We start from the raw sequence: 25,344 nt of genomic DNA on the forward strand, positions 1-25,344 counted from the left end.
ATCTTGAGTGTAAACATCAATCAAATCGCTATTAATTGCTTAAGCTGACTTAGAGCCGCCCATACAATTGGGTGAATCAGGCGCTTCGCCGTCATGTTCAGCAAACTCATCTGGCGTATAAGTATGAATAGCCAGTGCATGAATATGATTGGCTAATTCATCTTTTAAAATTTCATTAATTTCGCGATGGCGTTGTAATAAGCGCTTACCTGCAAACTCTTCGCTAACCACTATCACTTTAAAATGCGAGTCGCTGCCAGCACTGTGCATATGGCTTTCGTTAATTACATTTAAATGCTTACAGGCAATTGCATCGCTGATTTTTTGTTGAATTTGTTGCTGCATGACATAAACCATTATTGTTACTTATTTATAAGCCCACTATAGCAACTAGCTAAGCCTAATGGCTAACGCTTTATCAAGCGAAAGGTTAAACTTATTCGCGGATGAGCCAAAGTAGTTTGCTTAGTAATAGCATGTTGATAGTCGCGCTGGCTATTGCCACTCATAATTAAACAGCTGCCGCTATGGAGCTTTAAATCAGTAATTTTATTGCTGGCTTTGTGCTTTAGTTTTAATACTCGCTCAGCCCCAAGCGATATACACACAATAGTAGGTTGATGGCCAAGCTCTGCTTCGTCGTCGCTATGCCACCCCATAGTATCGTTGCCATCGCGGTAATAATTTACTAATAGTGAATTGAATGGCTGGTTTAAATGCCGCTCTAAACGTTTGCGCATCGCCAGTAAAACATCAGGCCAAGGCTCTACTATTAACTTACTATGAGAATAACCATACTCAATATTGTTTTCACTGATAAAACACTGCAGCCGAGGAATTGGCCCTGTTTTATTGTAAACCGTAACATTAGGCTGCTGCCAACACAGGTTTTGCTGTAAATAGTAGAACAAATCGAGGCTTTTTTGTGCACTAAGCGCCCTACTTTGATAAGAAAAGCCATTTGGTAACAGTTGGGGGTTGGCGTTTGGCCGTTGCATGTTAGAATTTACCTATCATTTGATTACTGATCACTAAACTATTATGACCATGCAAGCACAGCTCGGCGATAAAACCTTTACTCTTGAACGCTTTCCTTTGGATCAAAAAAACCGCAGCTTACAAGCTTGGGATTCAGCCGACGAATATTTAATCGACTATGTTAGCGAACATTATCCTGATTGTCGCTCTTTGCTCATTTTAAATGATAGTTTTGGCGCACTCTCTTGTTATTTTAGCTACAAGCAATTAACGGTTTGTTCAGTAAACGACTCTTATATTAGCCACCAAGCAGCGGCTTATAACTTAGCAGAGAATAAAATACCTGCTATTACTTTTAGCCAGCTCGATAGTTTATCGGCTTTGCCTGAACAAGTTGATTTGGTACTTATAAAAGTGCCACGTACATTAGGCTTTTTACAGTATCAACTGTCTGAGCTTAGCGAAGTGCTTGCACCCGGAACGCCTGTTATTGCCGCGGCAAAAACAAAAGATGTGCATAATTCAACAATTAAAGCGTTTGAGCAGTTTATTGGCGAAACAAAAACGAGTTTAGCGGTTAAAAAGTCACGCTTAATTATAAGCCACGCACAAGGTGGATATAAAGCCGCTGATTTTCCGGTAAATTGGCCACTTGAAGGCACTGACTTTACTATTAGTAACCATGCAAATGTGTTTTCGCGTGATTCATTAGATATTGGTGCACGGTTCTTTTTTAACTATTTGCCAGAAACCAATAAAGCTAAAAGCATTATTGATTTAGGTTGTGGTAATGGCGTGGTGGGTTTAATGGCATTATCGCGCTGCCCAAATACAAATATTACTTTTGTTGATGAGTCGTATATGGCCGTTGAATCGGCACGCTTGAATGTAGAGCTCAATATGGAAGCTAAATATGAGCAATGTTCATTTGTTGAAAATGACTGTTTATCGGGATTTGAGCGCGACAGTGTTGATATGGTGCTATGTAATCCGCCGTTTCATCAAGCTCAAGCGGTTACCGACCACATTGCATGGCAAATGTTTAAAGAAGCAAAAGATACTTTAAAAGAAGGTGGCGAATTGCGTATTATTGGTAACCGTCATTTAGATTACCACGACAAACTAAACCGTATGTTTGGTAACTGTAAGCTATTAGGTTCTAACAAAAAGTTTGTTGTACTTAGTGCCACAAAAAATACCGGAATGTTATAAATGCACATTATAAAATATCTTTTACCTTGGTTGGTGTTTTTGGCACTGCCTGCATGTAGTAATCAGCCAAATCAGATAATACTTAATCCTGTTTATAAAAATGGGCAAATAAGTTCAATCAACAGCAGCTTAAGTACCAGTGTAATTGATTTAAGAGGCGATACTGCCACCTTAAAACTTATAGAGTCTGACAAAACTAAAACTTTTGCCAGCCATGGTATTACAGCCTCAGTAAAAAGTGCGCTCGACAGCGCCCTTAGCCGTAATGGCGCCAGCATTTCTAACTTAGCGACTGTACGCTTTGAAGTAGATATTCATGCTTTGCAAGCAGTTGTTACCGAAAAGCTAATGAGCCACACCAGCACTGCTTCAATAGAGTTTGGTGTGCGGGTTATTCGCGCTACCAGTAACTTTAGCAAAGTATACCGAGGCAATGCTAACTTAGCAGGGCCGCTGGGGCACGACAGAGCAAAAATAGAAGGTCAGCTTAATAAGTTGACTGAGCAAATTATTACCCGCATTGTATCTGACCCTGAATTAATAGAATTTTTAGAAGGTTAACAATGAAACGACTTTTTTTAATCTGCTTAAGCCTATTTTTTAGTACCACTACGCTTGCTGCTCAAGAAGGCCGTTTTGTACAAAAAGATAATATTTTTCCGCGTGTTGAAATAGTCACCTCACTGGGTAGCATAGTAATTGAGCTTGACCGCTCAAAAGCCCCCATTACTGCAAATAACTTTTTAACCTACGTAATGGATAAAAGCTATCAAGGCAGTGTGTTTCATCGTATTGAGCGCGATGTAGAAAACGACCGCGACTTTGTTATTCAAGGTGGCGGCTACGATAAAAACTACGACGGGCTACACGAAAACGATCCTATTTTTAACGAAAGCGGTAACGGCTTAAAAAACGATATGTATAGCATAGCTATGGCGTATCAAGACCGCCAACCTCATTCAGGAACGCGCCAATTCTTTTTTAATATGGACGATAACGACCATTTAAACCCTGGCAGAGAATGGGGTTTTGCGGTATTTGGCAATGTAATGGACGGCTACGACACGCTAGATAAAATTATGGCGGTAAAAACCGGATTTAACGAAAAAATTGGCTACGACTTTGTACCCAAAGAGCCTGTAGTTATTTTAAATATTAAATTACTTGAACAAGTCCCCCTGTAACTTTTAAAAGAGCAGCCTAGCTGCTCTGTGTTAAAGCCAATGAAGGCCCTATGAGCAAAACACTCTCTATTCGCGAATATTTTTCTTATTTTAAAGACAAACGCCTTATCAATATTTTTATATTTGGTATGAGTAGTGGTTTTCCGTGGGTGCTCATAGGCTCTGTTATGTCGGCATGGCTAAAAGACGAAGGCTTAAGCCGCAGTATGATTGGCTTATTTGGCATTGTATTTGGCGCTTACAGCATTAACTTTTTATGGTCGCCGTTAATTGATCGTACCAAACTCCCCTTTTTATACAAATGGTTAGGCCAACGCCGAAGCTGGATACTGTTTTGCCAAAGCTTTATTTTACTTGGCACTCTACTATTAGCAGGGCTTGATTTAAAAGCCAATTTAGCACTCGTCGCCGTACTGTGTTTATTAATAGCCATAGCCTCTGCCACTCAAGATATTGCTATTGACGCATTTAGAATAGACGCCCTTGGCGAAAATGAATCTCACAAAGCGACTGCCGCCGCCGCCATGGCAACTTCGGGTTGGTGGTCTGGTTATGCGCTACTTGGGGCCATTCCGTTTTATATGGCCGATATACCCTCGATAGATTGGCCGCAAGTATATTACTTTTTATCCGCCATAATGCTGCTACTAATGAGCTGTGTATTTTGGGCAAAAGAGCCTGAATCAAACCGTGAAGCAGTCCATGCCGAGCTTGAGCGGGTATACCTTGAAAAACTTGCCGCCAGCAAGCAAACACCATTAACTAAAACACTCGCTTGGCTTGCAGTTACTGTGGTTGATCCGTTTAAAACCTTTTTTGCTAAAAATGGCGTTAAAACCGCGTTGGCACTGCTTGCATTTATTTTCTTATTTAAAATTGGCGAAGCATTTTTGGCTCGCATGTCGATTGTATTTTATAAAGAGGTTGGCTTTAGTAATACCCAAATAGCCAATTACTCTAAGCTAGGCACCGGATTAATTACCATTGTATTTGCTTTTTTAGGCAGTATTTTTAATCATAAATACGGCATTGTTAAAGGCTTATTTATTAGTGGTGTAGCAATGGCTGCATCCAATTTAATGTTTTCTTGGATTGCACTTGCCGGCCCACAAGAGCATTTATACGCCATGGCTATTGTGGTTGATGGTTTTACTCAAGCATGGTCGTTGGTTGCTATGGTGGCATTTATATCTATGCTATGCGACAGAGCCTTTAGTGCAACACATTATGCGTTACTTGCGTCGTTGGGTAATTTGGGGCGTACTTTATTGTCGAGTTACAGTGGCGTAGTAATAGATGATTGGCTGGCGGGTAATTGGTCGCTATTTTTTATTCTTACTGCATTAATGGTGTTGCCATCGTTGATATTTTTATACTTAATTCGTCATAAACTGTATCAGCTAGAACGTAATTATCACCAAAACACTTAAGTTCAATATTTAAGATTAATTAGTTACTTGGCATACTTAAAGGTGCATTAAAATATGCCAAGTAACTTGTGGCTATTAATCAACTTTAAGTAAGTTTAATGCCTCATGCGGATCAACTTCAAGTGCATTACAGTAGCGCACAAATTCAATTACATCTAAACGGCGCTCTTGGTTTTCAATTTTGCCGATAAACGAATGCGGTGTACCCAATAACTGCGCTAAACTGCGCATTGTATGCCCTTTGTCATGACGTTTACTTTTAAGCCATTTGGTCAGTTTTGCATTTTCTTCTGATGAAACTGTTTTACCCATCATGTACATCTCCTACTTAATGCTGTGTAAATACTAATTGATGCAATTTATTAATAACGCTCAGTGAGTACATTGCACAACAGCCTAATTAGGCATTGATTGCAACTCAGCTTTACTAATTACAAATTACTCATTGCGAGCTAAAAAACGCTATAAATAATATTTACTTATTGTGGTGGTGAATGAAATTTTGCCCGTCTCATTCTTATATATTGTATACTATTAACTCATTGGTAAAATGGCTAATTACATTCTGCGCAGGTTAAATAATGAATACATATTTACCAAGCCTGAATAGATAGCTTAAACTATTAATAAATATTTGTAACACTTTTGTTCCATTTTAGTGGTACATGTTTATGCTTAATCAATAACGAGCACCCAAAAAGGCTAAATAATGTTCAGGCTACTTTTTTTACTTCCTATTATACTGTGCTTAGGCTGGTGTTTTTTTCTTCGCCACCATGGTGTGCCTATTAAAAAAGGTAAAAGAGGCTTTGTATATATACTTGCGTTTTCCACTTTTGTACTTGGTTTTTTTATATTAATGATGCAAATAACCGAATTCACTCCTAGCGAATTTTAGGCATTAAAAAAGCCGCAAAAGCGGCTTTAATATTTTATTGTTTACCTAATTAAATAGTAAAGCTTGAACCACAACCACAGGTTGTAGTTGCATGAGGATTAGTTACAAAAAAGCGTGCGCCTTCTAATCCTTCAGTGTAGTCAACTTCACCGTCTACTAAATATTGTAAACTCATCGGGTCAACCACCAGCATCACACCATTTTTGACGATTTCTAAATCACCTGGATTGGCCTTTTCATCAAAGGTAAAACCGTACTGAAAACCAGAACAACCACCACCCGTTACATATACGCGTAATTTAAGTTCTGGATTTTCTTCTTCATCGATTAACTGTTTAACACGATCGGCTGCCGCGTCAGTGAACTTAATTGGTAATTCTTCAGACATTTTAAAAACCCTCAATATCGTAATGATGTGATTATCTAATACCCGAGTGTTTTAATCAAGTATAGTAAAATAAAGGTTGCAGGCACTCGCTCCTGCTAAACCTAATATTGAGTCCAACGTCGCTTATTTGCGTATTTTAACGTTAACTTTTCTATAAATGTAATTATTTTACAAAATCACAACGACTTAGCGAGTGGCTTTTGCTAAAATGACCGCTGAAAAATGCTGCGGGGAAATAAAGCATGTGGCTTGAGCAACTCAGGCGTCGATTAGCCAAACCTAAAACATCCGTACAATTATGCTTATTAGGCGTAAGTGCCGGATTAATAGCTGCATTTTTTATTATTTTATTTCGCTTAACGATTCTTTTTTTCCAAAGTATATTTTTAGAAACTCCCGACGACTTTACCACCCTCCCCACTTTAGAACGCGTATTAATGCCCCTTATTGCGGCACTCTTAATTGCGCTTTTTGCGGCCTTTACTGGCTTTAAGCATTATCGTTTGGGTATTCCGTTTGTAATTCATCGTATTAAACGCCATTACGGGCAAATGCCACTGTATAACACCCTAAACCAATTTGTTGGTGGTGCATTAGCTCTGATCAGCGGCTTTTCGGTGGGACGCGAAGGGCCTTCGGTGCATTTAGGTGCAACGGGGGCAAGTATCTTAGCAACTAAATTGCACTTACCTCATAATGCCATGCGTACCCTTAGTGGCTGTGGCATTGCAGCTGGTATTGCCGCCTCGTTTAACACGCCGTTAGCAGCGGTTATTTTTGTAATGGAAGTAGTACTTCGAGAATATAAAGTACATATATTTGTGCCAATAATGCTTGCAGCTGTTACAGGTGCACTGGCTACACAGTTTGTATTTGGCGAAGGCTCAGAGTTAGCACTTATAAGCATTGCACCGCTAAGTGGCTGGCATTACCCGTACTTAATATTGTGTGGCATGGCGCTGGGCGCAATAGCCTATAGTTTTAATCAAAACTTAATGTTAATTATTAAAACGTTTAAACCACTTAGTATGTTTCCTCGCTTACTTATTGCCGGCTGTATTGCCAGCTTAATCGCGTATACCGTCCCCCAAGCAATGGGGTCGGGTATGAGTGCAATTACTATTGCGGTTGAATCTCCTGAAGACATGCAATTATTAACCACTATTTTAATTGCTAAATTACTCGCCACATTATTCGCGATAGGTTTGGGTATTCCCGGTGGTTTAATTGGGCCGGTTATAGGGCTGGGGGTTTTAATTGGTACTTTAATGGCCTTTTTTGCCCAGTTTATTAGCCCAGGTACAGATATAGCAGGCACTTATGGTGTACTTGGCATGGCGGGGTTATTAGCGGCAACACTGCATGCACCGCTTGCGGCTTTAACCACAGTGATGGAGCTCACTTCATCTCCAGAAATAATAGTGCCGGCCATGATAGTGATTACCACCGCTTATGTTACCGCGCTGCAAGTGTTTGGTAATCGCTCGATATTTTTACAACAACTCGACTTTCAAGAGTTACCTTACCAGGTCTCACCCGCTACTGAGGCGCTGCAAAAAGTAGGGGTAATGGATGAAATGGATGAAGACTTTAAGTTACTTTACTCCGACGATAAACAACAAATAAAAAACACCCTTGATGCGATGGACAGCCAAACCCCATTAATTGTATTTGATGAAGAAAACGGCTACCGACTGGCTGAATATGACTTGAGTTTAATGTCGGATCAAGCAACTAACCTTAGCTATATTAGTTTGGCCGGTATTAGCAGCCAAGCCACTTTAGCTGATGCGTTTGAGCTATTAAATGATAAGCGCAGTGGCGCATTGTATGTATATAACTTATTAGATAATCAACAAATTATGGGGTTATTACGTTGGGATCAAATCCATCATATTTTAACCATTCGTAATAGCTTACTTTAATTAAAATGAGGGTAATATGAGCGCATTATTAATTTACAAAACCTTGCATATATTTTTTATGATTGCCTGGTTTGCCGGTATTTTTTACTTACCACGGCTATTTGTGTACCACGCTATGAGCGAAGAAAGAGCATGCAACTCTATGCTTAAAGTAATGGAGCGTAGGCTGCTTTTTTTTGTCACTCCATTTGCCGTGTTAACCGCGGTATTTGGTGTACTCACCATAGTTGAATATGGCCGCGATTGGTTTAAGTACAGCATGTGGTTGCATTATAAACTGGTGCTAGTAATTATTTTATACCTATACCATGGATACTGTTTTAAGCTTTTAGCCGATTTTAAACATGACCGTAACACTAAAAGTGACCGTTTTTATCGTATTTTTAATGAGTTACCCGTTATAGCACTATTAATAATAGTGGCACTGGCGGTAATAAAACCCAGTTTATAATAAAACGTTTCTAGGTAATTTACTCTGCCAACTAGCTAGGTAACTTTGCTATAATATGCGCGATTGCGTGCTCCTTTAAGGATTATCGCGCCTTTTTGAATAAGTAGGAATAACCCCATGTTAAGTTTCCAAGGTGAAAATATACTCTCAGTTAATCAACTCGACAGAGACTGTATTGAACGTATATTTGCAGTAGCTAAAAAAATGGAACCCTACGCTAAAAAACAAAAGCGTACTAACGTGCTAGAAGGTGCCATTTTAGCCAACTTATTTTTTGAACCCAGCACACGCACACGCGTAAGCTTTGGCACCGCTTTTAACTTACTCGGCGGACTCGTTCGCGAAACAACCGGCATGCAAAGCTCAGCGCTTGCTAAAGGCGAGTCGCTTTACGACACTGCCCGTGTTATTTCTGCGTATGCCGATGCTGTCGCTATGCGCCACCCCGATGCAGGTTCGGTAAGTGAATTTGCAACAGGCTGCTCAATCCCTGTTATTAACGGTGGCGATGGCCCTAACGAGCACCCCACTCAAGCACTGCTCGATTTATTAACTATTGAGCGTGAGCTTAACCGTTTTGAGCAAAACATAGATGGTATGCACATTGCGCTAGTGGGCGACTTAAAATATGGCCGCACTGTGCACTCTTTATCAAAACTGTTATGCCACTATAAAAACGTGAAATTTTCGATGGTTGCACCCGATGGTCTACAAATGCCTAGCTATATATTAGATGCAGTAGATAATGCAGGTCATAAAATTGAATTGGTAAATAAAATGGAAGGCAACTTAGCTGCCGACATCGTTTATCAAACACGTATTCAAGAAGAGCGCTTTCCTTCGCAAGAAGAAGCCAATAAATACCGTGGTGGGTTTAGAATTAGCCAATCAATTTACACTGCACATTGCAAACCTAATTCAGTGTTAATGCACCCGTTACCACGCGATAGTCGCCTAGAAGCCAACGAGCTAGATAACGACTTAAACGCAAACGACAATTTAGCTATATTTCGCCAAGTACAAAATGGCGTATTAATTCGTATGGCACTGTTTGCTTTAACCCTCGGCGTAGAAAACAAAGTCGAGCAGTATGAAGTAGACGTACCTTGGTTTAGCCGCAAACGCGATAGCTAAACCAACTTTTTTTGTGACAAAACAATAGGATTTTTCATGACAATTAGCCAAGACTTATTTGCACGCGCTCAAGCTTCTATTCCTGGTGGCGTAAATTCACCAGTACGTGCTTTTAATGGTGTAGGCGGCACGCCGCTATTTATCACTAAAGCTGAAGGTGCGTTTACATTTGACGCCGATGGTAATCGCTATATCGATTATGTTGGCTCTTGGGGCCCTATGATCATGGGCCATAACCACCCTGCAATTAAACAAGCAGTACACGACGCGGTAGAAAACGGCCTAAGTTATGGCGCGCCTACCGAAGCCGAAATTTTAATGGCTGAAAAAGTAAAAGAGCTAGTACCATCAATCGAAAAAGTACGTATGGTTAGCTCAGGCACAGAAGCCACCATGAGCGCTATTCGCTTAGCGCGTGGTTTTACTGGCCGCGATAAAATACTTAAATTTGAAGGCTGTTACCACGGCCACGCCGATTCATTATTAGTTAAAGCCGGCTCTGGCGCATTGACCATGGGTGTGCCTAATTCGCCGGGTATTCCTGAAGATTTTGCAAAGCATACGCTTACTGTATCGTTTAATAATTTAGATGAAGTAAAAGCTATTTTTGCTAAATATGCCGACGAAATCGCGTGTATTATTGTTGAACCAGTTGCTGGTAACATGAACTGTATTCCACCGGTCCCGGGCTTTTTAGAAGGTTTGCGCGACGTTTGTGACGAATACAAATCGGTACTTATTTTTGACGAAGTAATGACCGGGTTTCGAGTTGCACTTGGCGGTGCACAAGCCTACTACAATATAAAACCAGACTTAACCTGTTTAGGTAAAGTAATTGGCGGCGGCATGCCTGTGGGCGCATTTGGCGGCAAAACCGAAATTATGGATTATATTGCACCGGTTGGCCCTGTTTATCAGGCGGGTACATTGTCGGGTAACCCAATTGCCATGGCTGCAGGTTTAAAATCGCTAGAGTTATTAAGCGAGCCAGGCTTACATGCAAAACTAGAAGCAACCAGTAAAGCAATTTGTGAAGGCTTTGAAGCCGGTGCTAAAAAAGCAGGCATTGCATTAACCACTAACTATGCCGGTGGCATGTATGGCTTTTTCTTTACTGATGCTGAAAAAGTAACAACTTACAAACAAGCTACTGAGTGCGACCTAGAGCGTTTTAAACGTTTTTTCCACCTAATGCTTGAAGAAGGTGTTTACTTAGCACCGTCTGCTTTTGAAGCAGGCTTTGTATGTGCAGCGCACAACGAGCAAGAAATAAAAGATACCATTGCAGCCGCAGATCGCGCGTTTGCTAAGCTGTAAAACATCAGTTTTGTTCAGCCAATAAAAAAAGCCCTAACGGGCTTTTTTTGTGTCTTGTAGTTATTCAAATAAGCTTAACGAATACACTGCGGCCTGGGTTCAAATTCACTGGCTCTTAGTGGTAGCTGAATAACTTTGCCACACCCTGGTGGCGCTTGTTTACCCGTTAGCTCGTTAATAAACGCCCAGCGAATTGAAGGAGGACGAGTGTCGGCTATCGCTTCGGGGTTTAGCGGTTTTAAATAACGAATATAGGTCTCTAAAGCCCCTACACTGCCAGTTAAACCGGTACTTTTGTTATCGTCTCGGCCTAGCCAAGCAACGGTCACTGTGTTTTGATCAAACCCGGCAAACCAGCTATCGCGTAAATCATTACTGGTGCCTGTTTTACCCGCAAGCTGGATCGACGGAAAGTGTAAATTTAACCGTTTTGCGGTGCCATCTTTAGTCACTCGTTTCATTGCGTATTTTGTCATGTACATGGCATCTTTAGCAAAACGCGGCTCAGAATTTACTTCGTGCTTATACAGTACTTTGCCTATTGAGTCGGTTAACGCCGAAATAGCGGTTAACTTTCTATATTCGCCATCGGCAGCAATGGTTGTGTACAATTGCGCTACCTCAAAACTAGACATTTCAAGTGCCCCCAATAACAACGATGGGTATTCGTTAATTCTTCCCTGCGCGCCTAATCCTCTTAATGTGTTTGCAACTTTATCTACCCCTACATCAAGGCCAAGATTTACCGCAGGTATATTTATACTGCGACTAAAAGCTTTGTATAACGGGATTGCTCCGCGAAATTGACGATCGTAGTTTTCAGGCTGCCATACTTTACCTTGCTCATTGGTAACTTGCACCGGTGAGTCGTCAAGTAAAGTTGCTAGGTTATAATGTGGTAACTGCAGCGCGCTTAAATACACAGCAGGCTTAACTAATGAGCCAATATTACGTTTGGTATCAAGTACTCGGTTAAAGCCTGAATAACGCACGTCGCGCCCAGAAACTAATGCCGATACGCCACCTTTTTCTACGTTAACTGAGATCATCGCCGCTTCAAGCGCGCGAGTATTAGGGCGTTTTTCTAAATAAGGCAAACTTGCCTGAATCGACTCTTCCATTGCCGTTTGTTTTTGTAAGTCAAAATAGGTAAACACACGAACACCGGCATCTAACACATTTTGATCGGGCAATAACTGCTTGAGTTCACGATTTACTAGTTCTAAATAACCTGGGTACGATTTTTGTAAACTGGCTTTCATTGGCGCTATATTTAAAGGACGTTTTAATGCAGCGCGGTATTCATTAGTGCTCAAAAGTTTGTCTTCAACCATTAAGCGCAGCACTAAGTCACGACGCTCCATTGTGCGCTCTTCATAACGACGTGGATTGTAATAAGACGGCCCTTTTACCATAGCCACCAGCAGCGCTATTTGATCGTATTCTAGCTCATCTACTGGTTTAGAAAAGTAAAACTCAGCAGCCAAGCCCATGCCATGCACGCCTTGGTTATAAGACTGCCCTAAATATACTTCATTTAAATACGCTTCAAGTATTTGATCTTTTGAATAACGGTAATCTAAAATAAGTGCAATAAACGCTTCATTTATTTTTCGTGTAAGTGAGCGCTCTCGGGTTAAATAAATATTTTTAGCCAGTTGTTGCGTTAACGTACTGCCGCCCTGAACTGTTCGCCCAGCACGAATATTACTGTACAGTGCACGTAAAATAGAAAATACCGAAACCCCGTGGTGCTGATAAAAATTACGATCTTCAACCACTAAAAGCGTGTCTTTGAGCATTGCCGGAAATTTATCCAGCGGTACAAATTCACGATCTTGTTTAGAGTCGTTACCTATACGTGCTATTTGCACCGGCTCCAACCTAGCGTTGTTTAAACGCCGGCCAAACTTGTCTTTAATACTAGCCACTTTTTGCCCAGCAAAACGCAGCTCAATAATATGCGCCTGTTCTAGCGCATCATAAAATTCAAAATCACGACGATATATTTTAATGCTGTTGGCAGTTTTAACATATTGCCCAGTACGACTTAATCTATTAACGGCTGAGTAGTTTAGCCGCTCTAATTCCCAAATAACCTCTTGGCTTGATAAGAACTGTCCGGGGTAAAACGCCATCGAGCGTGCATAAACTTGCGCAGGAAGCTGCCACTTATTACCTTCAAATTGGCGGGTAATTTTTGCATCGAGGTAAATAAAATAAAGCGCCATAGCAATAAATGTCGCTAAGCTAAGTTTCCAAAAAATAGACCATAGTTTATTGAGTAAAGATCGCTGAGCAACTGATGATTTGTTTTTTGTACTTTTTTTAGCGCCGTTACGCGGTGTACTTTTAGAGGGTTTAGCGCTGCGCTTTGTGGGGGTTTTACCTGTCGGTGTTTTTTTATTATCAGCCATTTAAATATAATTTATTCCAAGGTTTATTTTACGGATGTGAGCTTAGCATAGTCACCTGCCAGTTCACCATTATAAGGTAAATTAACAACCCATCTTAGCAGCACTAAAGTTAACCTCCCCTGAAATAAAAAAGCGCTACCTAAGTAGCGCTTTGGACAACACACAATAACTTAAATTTAATTACTACGAACCGATACAAATTCTGGATAGGCGTCAATGCCACAATCGTGTTGATCCATACCGTTTAACTCTTCTTCTTCGGTAACCCTAATGCCCATAGTATGCTTTAAAATTGCCCACACCAGCAGCGAAGAAATAAACACAAAACCAATAATACACAACAAGCCTATTAACTGAGTTACCAAGTTTGCCTCGGCGTTTGTCACAGGTACTAACATAATACCAAGTACCCCACATACGCCATGCACAGAAATAGCACCCACTGGGTCGTCTATTTTTGCCTTATCAAGTATAACAATACTAAATACCACTAATGAGCCGCCTAATAATCCTAATAAACACGCCATCAATGGTGAAGGTGAAAGCGGATCGGCGGTAATCACAACCAGCCCAGCTAACGCGCCATTTAACACCATAGTTAAATCGGCTTTACCCCATAATGCTTTACAAACAAACAGTGCCGAAACAGCGCCCATTGCAGCAGCTGCATTGGTGTTTAATAAAATTTTTCCTACTGCAGTCGCGTTTTCAGCATCTGATATAAGTAACTGCGAGCCGCCATTAAAACCAAACCAGCCCATCCATAAAATAAACGTACCTAACGTTGCCAAAGGTAAGTTTGACCCCGGAATTGGGTATATTTCGCCATTTTTACCATATTTACCTTTGCGTGCACCCAGTAATAATACGCCAGCTAATGCCGCTGATGCGCCGGTTGCATGCACTATTGCTGAGCCAGCAAAGTCAACAAAACCCATTGCCGATAAAAACCCCGAACCCCAAGTCCAGTAACCCTCAATAGGATATATAAGCCCAGTTAACACCAAGGTAAACACCAAAAATGCCCACAACTTCATGCGCTCAGCCACCGCACCCGAGACAATAGACATAGCCGTGGCAACAAAAACAACTTGAAAGAAAAAATCAGACTCTAGAGAATGATCAGCATCAGCGGCTTGTGTACCAATTAAGCCACCAAATGAAGGAATAATGCCTCCCTCGGTATTCCCTACATACATAATATTGTAACCAACGAGTAAAAACATGGTGCATGCAATTGAATACAAGGCGATATTTTTAGTTAATATTTCTGTGGTGTTTTTTGAGCGTACTAAACCCGCCTCTAACATGGCAAATCCTGCAGCCATCCACATTACTAATATGCCACAAATTAAAAAATAAAAGGTGTCGAGCGAAAACTTTAGCTCTATCAGTGTACTTTCCATAAATCCCCCTTAAAGTGCATCTTCATCAAGTTCGCCCGTACGAATACGAACAATGTGATCTAGGTCGTACACAAAAATCTTACCGTCACCTATTTTGCCGGTGCCCGCAACTTGCGTAATTGAGTCAACTACGCGTTGGCAGTTTTCAGTACGAGTGGCAATTTCGAGTTTAATTTTAGGAATAAAATCAACTTGGTATTCTGCCCCACGATACAATTCGGTATGACCACGTTGTCGACCAAAGCCTTTTACATCAACAACTGTCATCCCTTCTATACCTAAATCAGCGAGTGCTGTGCGCACTTCATCTAATTTAAATGGCTTTATGATTGCACTAATCATTTTCATTTTAGTCCCCTTAGGACACGTTATTGTTTTTCTTAGTTAATACAATCCAAGCTTTATGCCATTTATATATGGCAATAAAAAACAATAACTTATAAAAATACTTTATATTTAAAACAAAAAAAAGCACCAATTAGGTGCGTTTTTGTTATATATAATACTTGATTGGTGCGTACGTATTTAACTCAACGTATAGCTGTAACCTCTGCTAGCTGCAAGGTGTTATTTAAAACCACACAATTGCGCCCTTGCTTTTTAGCTTGATACAAAGCCCTATCGGCAACACGCATAGCAGCAGTTAAACTGGTATTTTGAAATTCGGCTAAGCCTATGCTTGCTGTTATTGATAAGGTTTTATCACTGATAGTAAAGTCGTAACTTGCGAGCTTTTGTATAAATGAATTTAAACATTTTTCGGCTTGTTCAACTTCTACTTGCGCTAATATAATTGCAAACTCTTCACCACCAATACGTGCAACAGTACTGTTAGAAAATGACGTACGGATTAAATTACTCACTTGTTTAAGCGCTTGATCGCCGCCGTCATGCCCAAATTCATCGTTTATAGCTTTAAAAAAATCTATATCGAGTAACACTAAGCTATTTTTATGATTTTTATTTTTAAGTAGTTTTTCAGCATATTGATAAAAGTAACGACGATTATAAAGCCCGGTAAGATGATCTCGAAAAGCACTTTCTTTAATGTCTGCAATTAACGATAACTGCTCCATGGTTTGCAATACACGACAATGAAACTCTTCATTCATAAATGGTTTAGTTAAAAAGTCATTTGCGCCATATTTAATAAATCGCGCCGATAAACCATGCTTACTCGCACCTGATAACCCAATAATTGCTAGGTCATCGCGGCCTCTAAAATTTCTTACCGCTTTAACTAACTCAAAACCATCCATTGTTGGCATTGCATAGTCTGTCATGAGTAATTTAATCTCAGCATCGTTTTTAAGCATATCTAATGCTTGGCGTCCATCGTGCGCCTCACTTACTGCAAACAGTTGTTTTTCTAGCATTTGCTTCATTAAAGTGCGACTTAAAACCGAGTCGTCGGCTATTAATGCTTTACAACCTTGGTTACGCAGCAGCTGTGCAACTAATTTTATAGCGTAATTATATGAATCACGATTATCTTTTATCACGTAATCAATTACGCCTAATTCTAACATTTGCAGGCGTTTGTACTCATCCATTTTAGAGGTAAGCACCACAGTAGGAATACCTTTTAATAAGGTATACTTGGCCACCTCACCATTTGGTGCGTCGGGGAGCGTTAAATCAACTAAGGCAAGTGTATAGCTGTGTTTACTTACAAATTCTTTACACTCAGATAAAGACCAAGCAAAATCAATGGCAACATCAAGATACTGTGCAGATATATGGCGAAGGACTTGTTGTACTACTTTACTATCTTCAACTATCAACAGTCTTTGCATAGGGCTTCTCTTTACTTCTAATTTGATTACTTGTTTTATAACCATGTGTTCATCATAAATTTAAAGCCTTTGGTGAGGTTTTAAATTTATTAAAAAGCAAATTACACACCCTGTCGGTTTGCCACTATTTTTTAAAAGTAAATCTCACTTATTTAAGCTACTATTTATAAATAAATGTGAATATACATTACTTTCATCACAATCGAAATAAAGGGCGATATAATGCGTTAAAAGCTAAGTTTTTACACATTATATTGACTCAACCACTATTATCGGCAACTAGTCTCAATACTTTTGTTTTTTTACCGAATATTTCTTTTAATAGAACATTAACAATAAAAAAGGGTCATTCATGAAGTTTAGCCAAAGTATTTTTTTACCTATTGCCGCCATTGCCTTAACACTTAGTAGTGCCTCCTTTGCCGATAATAACCAGCGTCGCATTGATATCGACAGTAAAGTGGTTACTGAGCACAAAGCAAAAATTAATAATCAGCGCTTTTCATATACGGTTGCAACCGGCACGCAACCTGTTTGGGATGACAAAGGCGATGCCATAGCAACCCTACAATACACTTACTATACCCGCGATAAGGTAGATGACAGAGCAAAGCGCCCTTTGCTTATTTCGTTTAATGGCGGCCCAGGTTCGGCATCGGTTTGGATGCACCTTGCTTATACTGGCCCTCGCGTATTAAAAATTGATGATGAAGGCTACCCCATTCAACCATATGGGGTTAAAGACAACCCTTACTCTGTGCTCGACATTGCCGATATTGTATATGTAAATCCGGTAAACACCGGCTACTCTCGCGTGGTTGAAGATAAAGAAGGTAAATTACTCTCTAAAGCTGAACAAAAAGAGCAGTTTTTTGGCGTAAAAGCCGATATTAAGTACCTCGCTGAGTGGCTAAATACCTTTGTAAACAGAAACGAGCGCTGGCGCTCTCCTAAGTTTTTAATTGGCGAAAGCTATGGTACAACACGTGTATCGGGCCTTGCTCATGAACTGCAAAATAGCCAATGGATGTACATTAACGGCGTAGTATTGGTTTCACCAACCGATATTGGTATTAAACGCGACGGCCCAATTAAAGCGGCTAACCGCCTGCCTTACTTTGCCGCTACAGCTTGGTATCACAAAGCATTAAATGCCAACTTACAAGCTAAAGACCTAGACGAATTACTGCCTGAAGTTGAACAGTTTACAATTAACGAACTGATCCCCGCACTGGCTAAAGGCGGCTTTATTGCAGATGATGAAAAACGCCGCATAATTAAAAAAATGGCGCAATATGCAGGGCTTTCTGAAACCTTTGTAGAGCAAAATAACTTAGATATTCCAACGCAGTTTTTTTGGAAAGAGCTATTACGTGACCGCGGCCAAATGGTAGGACGCTTAGACTCGCGTTATTTAGGTATTGATAAACGCGATGCGGGCGAATCGCCTGATTACTGGGCAGAACTCACGTCGTGGTTACACTCATTCACTCCCGCGATTAATCATTACTTGCGTGAAGAGTTAAATTATAAAACAGATATTAAATATAACCTGTTTGGTAATGTGCACCCATGGGACAGAAGCGGGAATAACACCGGCGAAAACTTGCGTTTAGCTATGGCGCAAAACCCGTATTTAAAGGTAATGATTCAATCGGGTTATTATGACGGTGCAACTAACTACTTTGATGCTAAATATACGTTATGGCAGTTAGACCCTAGTGGAAAAATGCAAGACCGTTTAAGCTTTAAAGGCTACAGAAGCGGACATATGATGTACTTACGCCATGCGGATTTAGAGAGCTCTAATACCGACTTACGTGAGTTTATAAAAGCAGCATTACCTAAAGAAGGCCAAGCTGCTAAATATTAATCAGCAAACATAAAAAAAGGCTCGTAATGAGCCTTTTTTATTTAATTATATTCTGTAAATCTAAAGCCAATAAGGCTTTATATCGAACGAAGCCAATCTACTTTGCTCCATTGCACTTACCAAATATTCTGTTTTTTGTTCTAGCCATGTTTGAATTTTAGCTAGTTTTTCATCTTCTTGACCACCGCAAAGCTGCTTTAAATAGTCAAGGGTACTAAGCTCATACATACCATGAGAAATATCAAGCCAAGGGAGTCTAAACTCTAAGCGCTCTTCTTTATCAAATAACGCACCTAAGCAATTACCACTTAGTAAACTGTTCTCTAATTGTGTGCGTATATTAAGGTAGTCGTTCGCAGTTAAAGTTTGTTCTTTAGGTAACAGCTTATGCAAATTTCGCCAATCTTTATCAAACAAACGGTTAGCAATGCTGGCTACCGATTGGTCAGCGTTTTGTAATTGCTTTTGATCCCAAAACTTGCGCCATTGTTTGTCTATTAACCAGGTTGTTAACGACAGTATTAAACGATTATAGCGTGCACTATGAAACAGCGCATAAATGTCGTCAATGCTAGGCTGTAGCTCTTTTAGGTCATTAATAACTTGTGTTAATGCCGGTGCGTTGTTTATTTTTTTATAAAAAGCGTGGCGTTTAGAAGTATAGGTTTTTAATTGAATTGCATTTTCAACCCACGCTAACTCGCTGAGTAACCACTTTAGTTCGTTGCGTAAATGCTCAGTACTTTCTTTGCTAACAATGTCGTCAAACAACCAAAAGTTATGACGAATTAAGCTTATACCGTCGGTTACTCGTTTTAAGGTTTTTAAACTTGGCTTATCGAAATAACATTGTTCGTGCTTTTGCACAAAACGAATACCAAAACCCATAGCCTCTATTAATGCTTGCTCTTGGGTTACTTGCCCTTTGAGTTTAACAAACCCAATTGATTTACTTGGTTGCAGTGGCGTGTCGTCAGCAAGGCGATACCCTCTTGCAGCCTTTGAATACAAGCCTAAGCGAATACAGTTTTGGCTTACTAATTTATCGGCTAGCGCAAATAATTCATTACGGCTGCCCTCAACAAGTTCAATTTCAAGCTCGCTGATCACCTCAACTTTACCCGCTGCGGCAATTTCACCTTTATCAAGCACTACTTCTATTTTTGCACCGTTTTGAGTCTCAATTAGCCAGGTACGGCGAATAAAGTTAGTACTAAAAATCGGATGTATATTTTGTGCAATAACATTGGCTTGCATGCCATGAGGCCAAATAGATGGGTTAAATGCCATTAAATCTGGACGATTAGACTCTATTGGTAAGTTAAATTCAGGACGTTGATGTAAGCCCCCAACAACCTCACCGGCGAGTTTAATTGTTTGCTCACATTTATTATCAGCACAACGCGTTCTATAGCCAATATCAAGGGCTCTAAGCTCACGGCTTGGCGTATCATAATAAGCATTTTGTAAACTTCGAGATGGCTTATTAGTAACTGTTTTTGCAAATTGTGTAATTAATGAGGGGATCAGTGGAATGACGGCATCTGATACCAAAAATTTTAGTTCTATCTCAGTATCCATTAGTTATGCGGATTACCCTTAAAATTAATAAGTGGTCAAAATAAACAAAGCCGCCCCATATTGCAAATATTTTAGTCAAAATGGGCCGCTAATAAAATAACACCGGTTACAATATCAACCTTGCTATTGCGCTATTTAATCCATATTATCGCTATACTTATGTGAAATATAAAATCACGTTCTAAACGGACACGGTTAGATTAACAAGGTAAATAAATGCTAAAACACTGTTTATTATGGCTGTTTTTAACAGCCTCAACATTTGCGAGCCAAGCAGAAGAAGCTCAAACAGCAGCCCCCACCAATGCAAAAACAGCTTATATAATTGACAATCTTTATACGTTTATGCGCTCTGGTGCGAGCAAAAACTATCGTTTACTCGGCTCTATTGATGCAGGCACACAACTGACCTTATTATCGGGTGAAGAAAACGGCTTTTTAAAAGTTAAGGATGATAAAGATCGTGAAGGTTGGGTTGAAGCTAAATACATCACACAAACAGCTGGCTTACATAAGCAGTACCAAACGTTAAGTGATGAAATGAGCTCAATACAAAATAAACTGCGCCAAGCACAAGTTGAATTACCGCAGTTGCAAGAGCAAAACGTGCAGTTAACAAACCAAAACAAACAATTATTTACACAAATAACTGAATTAAAAACCACGCTTGAGCAAGAACGCACTTTAAAGCAAGCCACTAGCTCTAAAGAAAAACGCCAATTACTTACTTATGGCGGTGCTATTGCATTTTTAGGATTGTTTTTAGGTATTATATTAACGATTGTGTTGTCTCGCCGTAAGCGTTATCAAGGCTGGGCATAATACGACAACTTAATTAGTCGCATAAAAAAAGCATCATTTGATGCTTTTTTTATGCCTGCAATTTGTATTACAAATCTAGGCGCAGACCCGGATCTTGTTTTATTTTTTCAATTACCATGTAGGTGTGATGCGTTCCCACTCCTGGTATATCAACTAAGTCGCCAAGCACTTGCCTGTACTCGTCCATGTTTGATACCCTGATCTTCAGCAAGTAGTCGTAGCCACCAGCAACCATGTCGCACTCCACTACTTGCCTAATTTTTAAAATGTGTTCTCTAAACACTTTAAATACCGCGGTATTTGAAGTGACCAGTGACACTTGTACATGTGCAACTAAGCTTTGATTAAGCTTGGCTTCGCTAAGCTTGGCAACATAGCCTTCAATATAGCCTTCTTGCTCTAAACGTTTTACACGATCAAGACAAGGGCTGGGGCTTAAATTAACCTGCTTTGCGAGGTTAACATTTGAAATTCTGCCGTTCTGTTGCAGAACGTCTAAAATAGCTAAATCGATACGATCAAGCAGGCGTAATCTATTTGGACTCGTCATAACAGAACTTTATACGGATAAGTAGAAAATATGCCCTGTAAATTAGCGTAAAACGCCAAATTTAACCAGCATATTCTGCTGAATTTTAATTAGAATGCACGCCTTATACCAACGAATATTTAGTGGTAATTAATTTTACCTTAAGTTTTAACACTCCTGAGGGTTGCTTATGTTATTCAATAGCGATTTGACAACGACTTGTCCAATTCGACAAAAAATCCGTGACTTCTACCGCATCGACGAAAATGCGGTTATCGATCATATTTTACCACTTGCTGAAGTAGGTGTTAAAGCACGAAGTCGTGCCTGGGAAAGAGCTCGCCAAATTGTTTTAAATATTCGTAAAGACCAAGATGGTCAAAGCGGTGTTGATGCACTATTAAATGAGTTTTCACTCTCTAGTGAAGAAGGCGTGGTATTAATGTGCTTAGCCGAAGCCCTGCTTCGCGTACCAGACAAAGCAACTCAAGACACATTAATTCGTGACAAATTAGCAAAAGGCGATTGGAGCTCTCATTTAGGCAGCAGCGATTCGTTATTTGTTAACGCATCGTCTTGGGGCCTATTAGTAACCGGTAAAATGGTTAACTACACAGATAAAACCAAAGAACAGCAATTTGGTATGCTTAAAAAGACCATAGGGCGTTTAGGCGAGCCGGTTATTCGTAAATCAGTAAACTTTGCGATGAAAATTATGGGTAAGCAATTCGTTATGGGCCGTACCATTGACGAAGCAATTGTACGTGCTGCCGATAAAGAACAAAAAGGCTACGTATATTCATACGATATGCTAGGCGAAGGCGCGCGCACCATGAAAGATGCGAAGCGTTACTTTGACAGCTACATGAACGCGATTCATGCTATTGGTAAAGCGGCAAACGGCCGTGGCCCAATAAAAAGCCCAGGCATTTCAGTTAAGCTCTCTGCTATTCATCCTCGTTATGAGTTTACGCATAAAGAACGCGTAATGGCCGAAATTGTGCCTAAGCTCAAAGAGCTTGCGCTAGTTGCTAAACAATATGACATTGGCTTTACTGTTGATGCTGAGGAAGCAGACCGTTTAGATATTTCTTTAGATGTAATTGAAGCGGTATTTAGTGATGACGACCTAGCAGGTTGGAACGGCTTTGGTTTAGCGGTTCAAGCGTATCAAAAACGCGCTATATTTGTAATTGAATGGCTAACTGAACTTGCAACCCGCGTGGGTCGTAAAATGATGGTGCGTTTAGTTAAAGGCGCTTATTGGGACACCGAAATAAAAACCACACAACAAGATGGTTTAGAGCATTTCCCAGTATTTACTCGCAAAGCTACCACCGACGTATCTTATAAAGCGTGTGCAATTAAAATGCTTGAAGCACGTGACGTGCTTTATCCGCAATTTGCAACACACAACGCTTACACTGCTGCCACTATACTAGAAGTAGCGAAAGGTGATAACCAAGGTTTTGAATTTCAACGCTTACACGGTATGGGCGAATCTTTATTTGACCAAATCGTTACCGAGGAAAAAATTCAGTGTCGCGTATACGCACCGGTGGGCCAACACGAAGACCTATTGGCTTACTTAGTACGCCGTTTATTAGAAAACGGTGCTAACTCATCGTTTGTTAATGCCATTGTAGATACCACTAAGCCCGTTGAGTCACTACTGCCTGATCCGGTAGAAACACTGCAAGGTTTACGCAATAAATACAACACGCAAATTAAAATGCCAATTGACTTATATGGCGCCGAACGTGCCAATTCAAAAGGCATGGATTTAACCGATATAAACGTGATCACCCCGTTTAAAGAAAACCTTGATCTGTGGTTTAACGAACACTTAATTGAGCAAAGCCAAGTACCTGAAGGCTCTGTGGCAGTTAAAAACCCGGCAAACCACAAAGAAGTAATTGGCCATATAAAACTGCAATCTAGCGATGAAATGCAAGTTTTGCTAGCCAACGCAGAAAACGCTTTTGAATCATGGTCACAAACATCGGTAAAAGAACGTGCTAATTTATTACGCCGTGTTGCCGATATTTTAGAGCGTCATCATGACGAGCTAGTGGCTATTTGTATTAAAGAAGCCGGTAAAATAGCTAAAGATGGTATTGATGAAGTACGCGAAGCGGTTGATTTTTGTCGTTACTACGCAGCCCGCGCTGAAGAGCTATCGCAAGATGAGCGCTTTGAAGCCCGTGGTGTTATTTTATGTATTAGCCCATGGAACTTCCCGCTAGCTATTTTCTTAGGCCAAGTAGCCGCTGCTATTGTGACCGGTAATACCGTTATTGCAAAACCAGCTGAGCAAACGAGTCTAATTGCGCTGCGTGCCATTGAACTTATGCTATCGGTAGGTTTACCAGAGCATGTTGTGCAAGCGGTAATAGCCCGTGGTAGTGAAGTAGGTAAAACAATTGTTCCGGATGAACGCGTTCAAGCAATTATGTTTACTGGCTCGACTGAAACAGGCACGCTTATTTCACAAACACTCGCGGCTCGTAGCGATATTCAAGTACCGTTAATTGCCGAAACAGGCGGCCAAAACTGTATGATCGTTGACTCAACAGCACTCCCTGAGCAAGTGGTTGACGATGTAATTAGTTCTGGTTTTCAAAGTGCTGGGCAACGTTGTTCAGCGCTACGTGTATTATTTATTCAAGAAGACGTTGCCGATGGCATAATCGAAATGCTTAAAGGTGCACTGGCTGAGCTACATATAGGCGACCCATCGTTACTCTCTACTGACGTAGGCCCGGTAATTGATGAAAAAGCACTGAAAAGCTTAAACGATCACGTTGAATACTTAAAAGGTAATGCGACATTACATTACGAGTGCAAAATTCCAGATAACACAGTAAATGGTGCGTACTTCTTTGCTCCTCGTTTATACGAAATAAAAGACTTATCGGTACTTAAGCGTGAAGTATTTGGCCCATGTGTACACGTTATACGCTTTAAATCGAGCGAACTAGACAGTGTTATGGATCAAATAAACAACACAGGTTACGGCTTAACTATGGGCGTGCATTCGCGCATTGAAGAGCGTTGTGAATACCTAGCTAAAATGTCGCGTGCAGGTAACGTGTACATTAACCGTAATATGATTGGCGCTATTGTTGGTGTGCAACCATTTGGTGGCCGTGGTTTATCAGGTACAGGCCCTAAAGCCGGTGGCCCTAACTACTTACAACGTTTAGTAAAAGAAAAAGCATCGCCAGAAAACGTGCAAATGACCAATTTAACGCCAGACGAGCTTGATTTACACCACTACAGCGGTGCAAATGAGCAAGTAGAAAAGCTAATGATTAACTCAATGCGCGATGAAAAAATTTGGCGTTCAACACCACTAAACGACCGTGTATCTGCGGTGCGTCAATTGCTTGCTAAAATAGCCACAGTTGAAATTATTGACGACTTAGCTGATGATTTAGCATTAACACTTGCCGATGCACGTGCACAACTTAATCGCTTAGAAAAGCACATGCGTAAATTTACTACATTACCAGGGCCAACAGGTGAGTCTAATACTCTGCACCTTGAAGCACGTGGTTGTGTTGTATGTTACGCCGATAAGAGCACATCGTTTAACTTTTGGGCATTATCGATCATTACTGCAATTGCTGCGGGTAATACGGTAATTACCGTGGCCTCTGAAATATTTTATGAAGAAGCGGTTGCCTTTAGAGATAAATTTATTGCCACCGGTGTTGCTGAAGGGGTATTCCAAGTAGCTAAACCAAATCAGTTACAAGCTATATTGGCACACCCGCATTTAGCCGGCGCTGTTGTTGCGGCACGCTCTTCTCGCTTTGGTTATTTCAGCCAGCAGCTAGCACAGCGTAAAGGCGCTATTTTGCCAGTGATCAGCTCTGAATATTACGATACGCTTATTAAACGTTTAGTAACTGAAAAAACCATTAGTATAGATACAACGGCATCAGGTGGTAATACATCGCTAATGACGCTAGTAGAAGATGATGAGTAACTAGTCTAG

The 25,344-nt window shown here is 40.4% G+C and carries 22 protein-coding genes; 12 read left to right on the plus strand and 10 right to left on the minus strand.

Annotation, left to right across the window (positions count from 1 at the left end; all coding sequences use genetic code 11):
* Nucleotides 1–39: 39 nt before the first annotated feature.
* Complete coding sequence (locus PTRA_RS11835) at nucleotides 40–345, minus strand: BolA family protein (protein WP_058373921.1); 306 nt, start codon at nucleotides 343–345, stop codon at nucleotides 40–42.
* A gap of 62 nt (nucleotides 346–407) precedes the next feature.
* The gene (locus PTRA_RS11840) at nucleotides 408–998 is read right to left on the minus strand and encodes an alpha-ketoglutarate-dependent dioxygenase AlkB family protein (RefSeq protein ID WP_058373922.1); all 591 of its coding nucleotides are present in this window, start codon (nucleotides 996–998) and stop codon (nucleotides 408–410) included.
* A 43-nt stretch (nucleotides 999–1,041) separates the two neighbouring features.
* On the opposite strand from PTRA_RS11840, the gene PTRA_RS11845 reads away from it, so the two are divergent.
* Genes PTRA_RS11845 through PTRA_RS11860 form a run of 4 tightly spaced genes read left to right on the plus strand, consistent with a single transcriptional unit; the run spans nucleotide 1,042 to nucleotide 4,804 of the window.
* Nucleotides 1,042–2,190, plus strand: a complete 1,149-nt coding sequence (locus PTRA_RS11845) for a methyltransferase (protein ID WP_058373923.1) — start codon at nucleotides 1,042–1,044, stop codon at nucleotides 2,188–2,190.
* Nucleotides 2,191–2,751 carry a YajG family lipoprotein gene (locus PTRA_RS11850; RefSeq protein ID WP_058373924.1) on the plus strand — a complete coding sequence of 187 codons (561 nt, stop codon included), beginning with the start codon at nucleotides 2,191–2,193 and terminating at the stop codon, nucleotides 2,749–2,751.
* 2 nt (nucleotides 2,752–2,753) lie between these two features.
* Nucleotides 2,754–3,374, plus strand: a complete 621-nt coding sequence (locus PTRA_RS11855) for a peptidylprolyl isomerase (protein WP_058373925.1) — start codon at nucleotides 2,754–2,756, stop codon at nucleotides 3,372–3,374.
* A 50-nt stretch (nucleotides 3,375–3,424) separates the two neighbouring features.
* Nucleotides 3,425–4,804: an AmpG family muropeptide MFS transporter gene (locus PTRA_RS11860; protein WP_058373926.1), complete on the plus strand. Its 1,380-nt coding sequence runs from the start codon at nucleotides 3,425–3,427 to the stop codon at nucleotides 4,802–4,804.
* Between the two features lie 75 nt (nucleotides 4,805–4,879).
* Here PTRA_RS11860 and PTRA_RS11865 read toward each other — a convergent pair whose 3' ends face one another.
* Entirely contained in the window at nucleotides 4,880–5,119 is a 240-nt protein-coding gene (locus PTRA_RS11865) for a helix-turn-helix domain-containing protein (RefSeq protein WP_011328906.1), read from the minus strand.
* Nucleotides 5,120–5,513: 394 nt separating this feature from the next.
* Between PTRA_RS11865 and PTRA_RS19290 the strand changes: the two genes are divergently transcribed.
* The gene (locus PTRA_RS19290; protein ID WP_011328907.1) at nucleotides 5,514–5,702 is read left to right on the plus strand and encodes a hypothetical protein; all 189 of its coding nucleotides are present in this window, start codon (nucleotides 5,514–5,516) and stop codon (nucleotides 5,700–5,702) included.
* Nucleotides 5,703–5,751: 49 nt separating this feature from the next.
* Here the strand turns inward: PTRA_RS19290 and erpA are convergent, their stop codons facing one another.
* Nucleotides 5,752–6,090, minus strand: a complete 339-nt coding sequence (erpA, locus tag PTRA_RS11875) for an iron-sulfur cluster insertion protein ErpA (RefSeq protein ID WP_011328908.1) — start codon at nucleotides 6,088–6,090, stop codon at nucleotides 5,752–5,754.
* A 242-nt stretch (nucleotides 6,091–6,332) separates the two neighbouring features.
* On the opposite strand from erpA, the gene PTRA_RS11880 reads away from it, so the two are divergent.
* The 4 genes from PTRA_RS11880 to hemL all read left to right on the plus strand — a co-directional run bounded on the left by PTRA_RS11880 (nucleotide 6,333) and on the right by hemL (nucleotide 10,917).
* Nucleotides 6,333–8,015, plus strand: a complete 1,683-nt coding sequence (locus tag PTRA_RS11880) for a chloride channel protein (protein ID WP_058373927.1) — start codon at nucleotides 6,333–6,335, stop codon at nucleotides 8,013–8,015.
* Nucleotides 8,016–8,031: 16 nt separating this feature from the next.
* Nucleotides 8,032–8,466, plus strand: a complete 435-nt coding sequence (locus PTRA_RS11885) for a CopD family protein (RefSeq protein ID WP_011328910.1) — start codon at nucleotides 8,032–8,034, stop codon at nucleotides 8,464–8,466.
* A 117-nt stretch (nucleotides 8,467–8,583) separates the two neighbouring features.
* Nucleotides 8,584–9,600, plus strand: coding sequence for an aspartate carbamoyltransferase (locus tag PTRA_RS11890; protein WP_011328911.1), 1,017 nt, complete (start codon nucleotides 8,584–8,586; stop codon nucleotides 9,598–9,600).
* Between the two features lie 36 nt (nucleotides 9,601–9,636).
* Entirely contained in the window at nucleotides 9,637–10,917 is a 1,281-nt protein-coding gene (gene hemL / locus PTRA_RS11895) for a glutamate-1-semialdehyde 2,1-aminomutase (protein ID WP_058373928.1), read from the plus strand.
* A 74-nt stretch (nucleotides 10,918–10,991) separates the two neighbouring features.
* Here the strand turns inward: hemL and mrcB are convergent, their stop codons facing one another.
* From mrcB to PTRA_RS11915, 4 genes are all read right to left on the minus strand, one after another.
* Nucleotides 10,992–13,334, minus strand: a complete 2,343-nt coding sequence (gene mrcB, locus PTRA_RS11900) for a penicillin-binding protein 1B (RefSeq protein WP_058373929.1) — start codon at nucleotides 13,332–13,334, stop codon at nucleotides 10,992–10,994.
* A gap of 176 nt (nucleotides 13,335–13,510) precedes the next feature.
* A complete protein-coding gene (locus PTRA_RS11905) occupies nucleotides 13,511–14,740 on the minus strand; it encodes an ammonium transporter (protein ID WP_011328914.1) in 1,230 nt (409 codons plus the stop codon).
* A 9-nt stretch (nucleotides 14,741–14,749) separates the two neighbouring features.
* Nucleotides 14,750–15,088, minus strand: coding sequence for a P-II family nitrogen regulator (locus PTRA_RS11910; protein WP_058373930.1), 339 nt, complete (start codon nucleotides 15,086–15,088; stop codon nucleotides 14,750–14,752).
* A gap of 182 nt (nucleotides 15,089–15,270) precedes the next feature.
* A complete protein-coding gene (locus tag PTRA_RS11915) occupies nucleotides 15,271–16,536 on the minus strand; it encodes a GGDEF domain-containing response regulator (protein WP_058374595.1) in 1,266 nt (421 codons plus the stop codon).
* 352 nt (nucleotides 16,537–16,888) lie between these two features.
* Between PTRA_RS11915 and PTRA_RS11920 the strand changes: the two genes are divergently transcribed.
* Complete coding sequence (locus PTRA_RS11920; RefSeq protein ID WP_058373931.1) at nucleotides 16,889–18,409, plus strand: S10 family peptidase; 1,521 nt, start codon at nucleotides 16,889–16,891, stop codon at nucleotides 18,407–18,409.
* 60 nt (nucleotides 18,410–18,469) lie between these two features.
* Here the strand turns inward: PTRA_RS11920 and PTRA_RS11925 are convergent, their stop codons facing one another.
* On the minus strand, nucleotides 18,470–19,990 hold the full coding sequence (locus PTRA_RS11925; RefSeq protein ID WP_058373932.1) for a CYTH and CHAD domain-containing protein: 1,521 nt from the start codon (nucleotides 19,988–19,990) through the stop codon (nucleotides 18,470–18,472).
* A 216-nt stretch (nucleotides 19,991–20,206) separates the two neighbouring features.
* Here PTRA_RS11925 and PTRA_RS11930 point away from each other — a divergent pair, with 216 nt between their 5' ends.
* Nucleotides 20,207–20,812, plus strand: a complete 606-nt coding sequence (locus tag PTRA_RS11930; RefSeq protein WP_058373933.1) for a TIGR04211 family SH3 domain-containing protein — start codon at nucleotides 20,207–20,209, stop codon at nucleotides 20,810–20,812.
* A gap of 67 nt (nucleotides 20,813–20,879) precedes the next feature.
* Here PTRA_RS11930 and PTRA_RS11935 read toward each other — a convergent pair whose 3' ends face one another.
* Complete coding sequence (locus PTRA_RS11935) at nucleotides 20,880–21,362, minus strand: winged helix-turn-helix transcriptional regulator (protein WP_011328920.1); 483 nt, start codon at nucleotides 21,360–21,362, stop codon at nucleotides 20,880–20,882.
* A 169-nt stretch (nucleotides 21,363–21,531) separates the two neighbouring features.
* Here PTRA_RS11935 and putA point away from each other — a divergent pair, with 169 nt between their 5' ends.
* A complete protein-coding gene (gene putA / locus PTRA_RS11940) occupies nucleotides 21,532–25,335 on the plus strand; it encodes a bifunctional proline dehydrogenase/L-glutamate gamma-semialdehyde dehydrogenase PutA (protein WP_058373934.1) in 3,804 nt (1,267 codons plus the stop codon).
* Nucleotides 25,336–25,344 lie beyond the last annotated feature (9 nt).

Source organism: Pseudoalteromonas translucida KMM 520 (assembly GCF_001465295.1).
GTDB lineage: Bacteria > Pseudomonadota > Gammaproteobacteria > Enterobacterales > Alteromonadaceae > Pseudoalteromonas > Pseudoalteromonas translucida.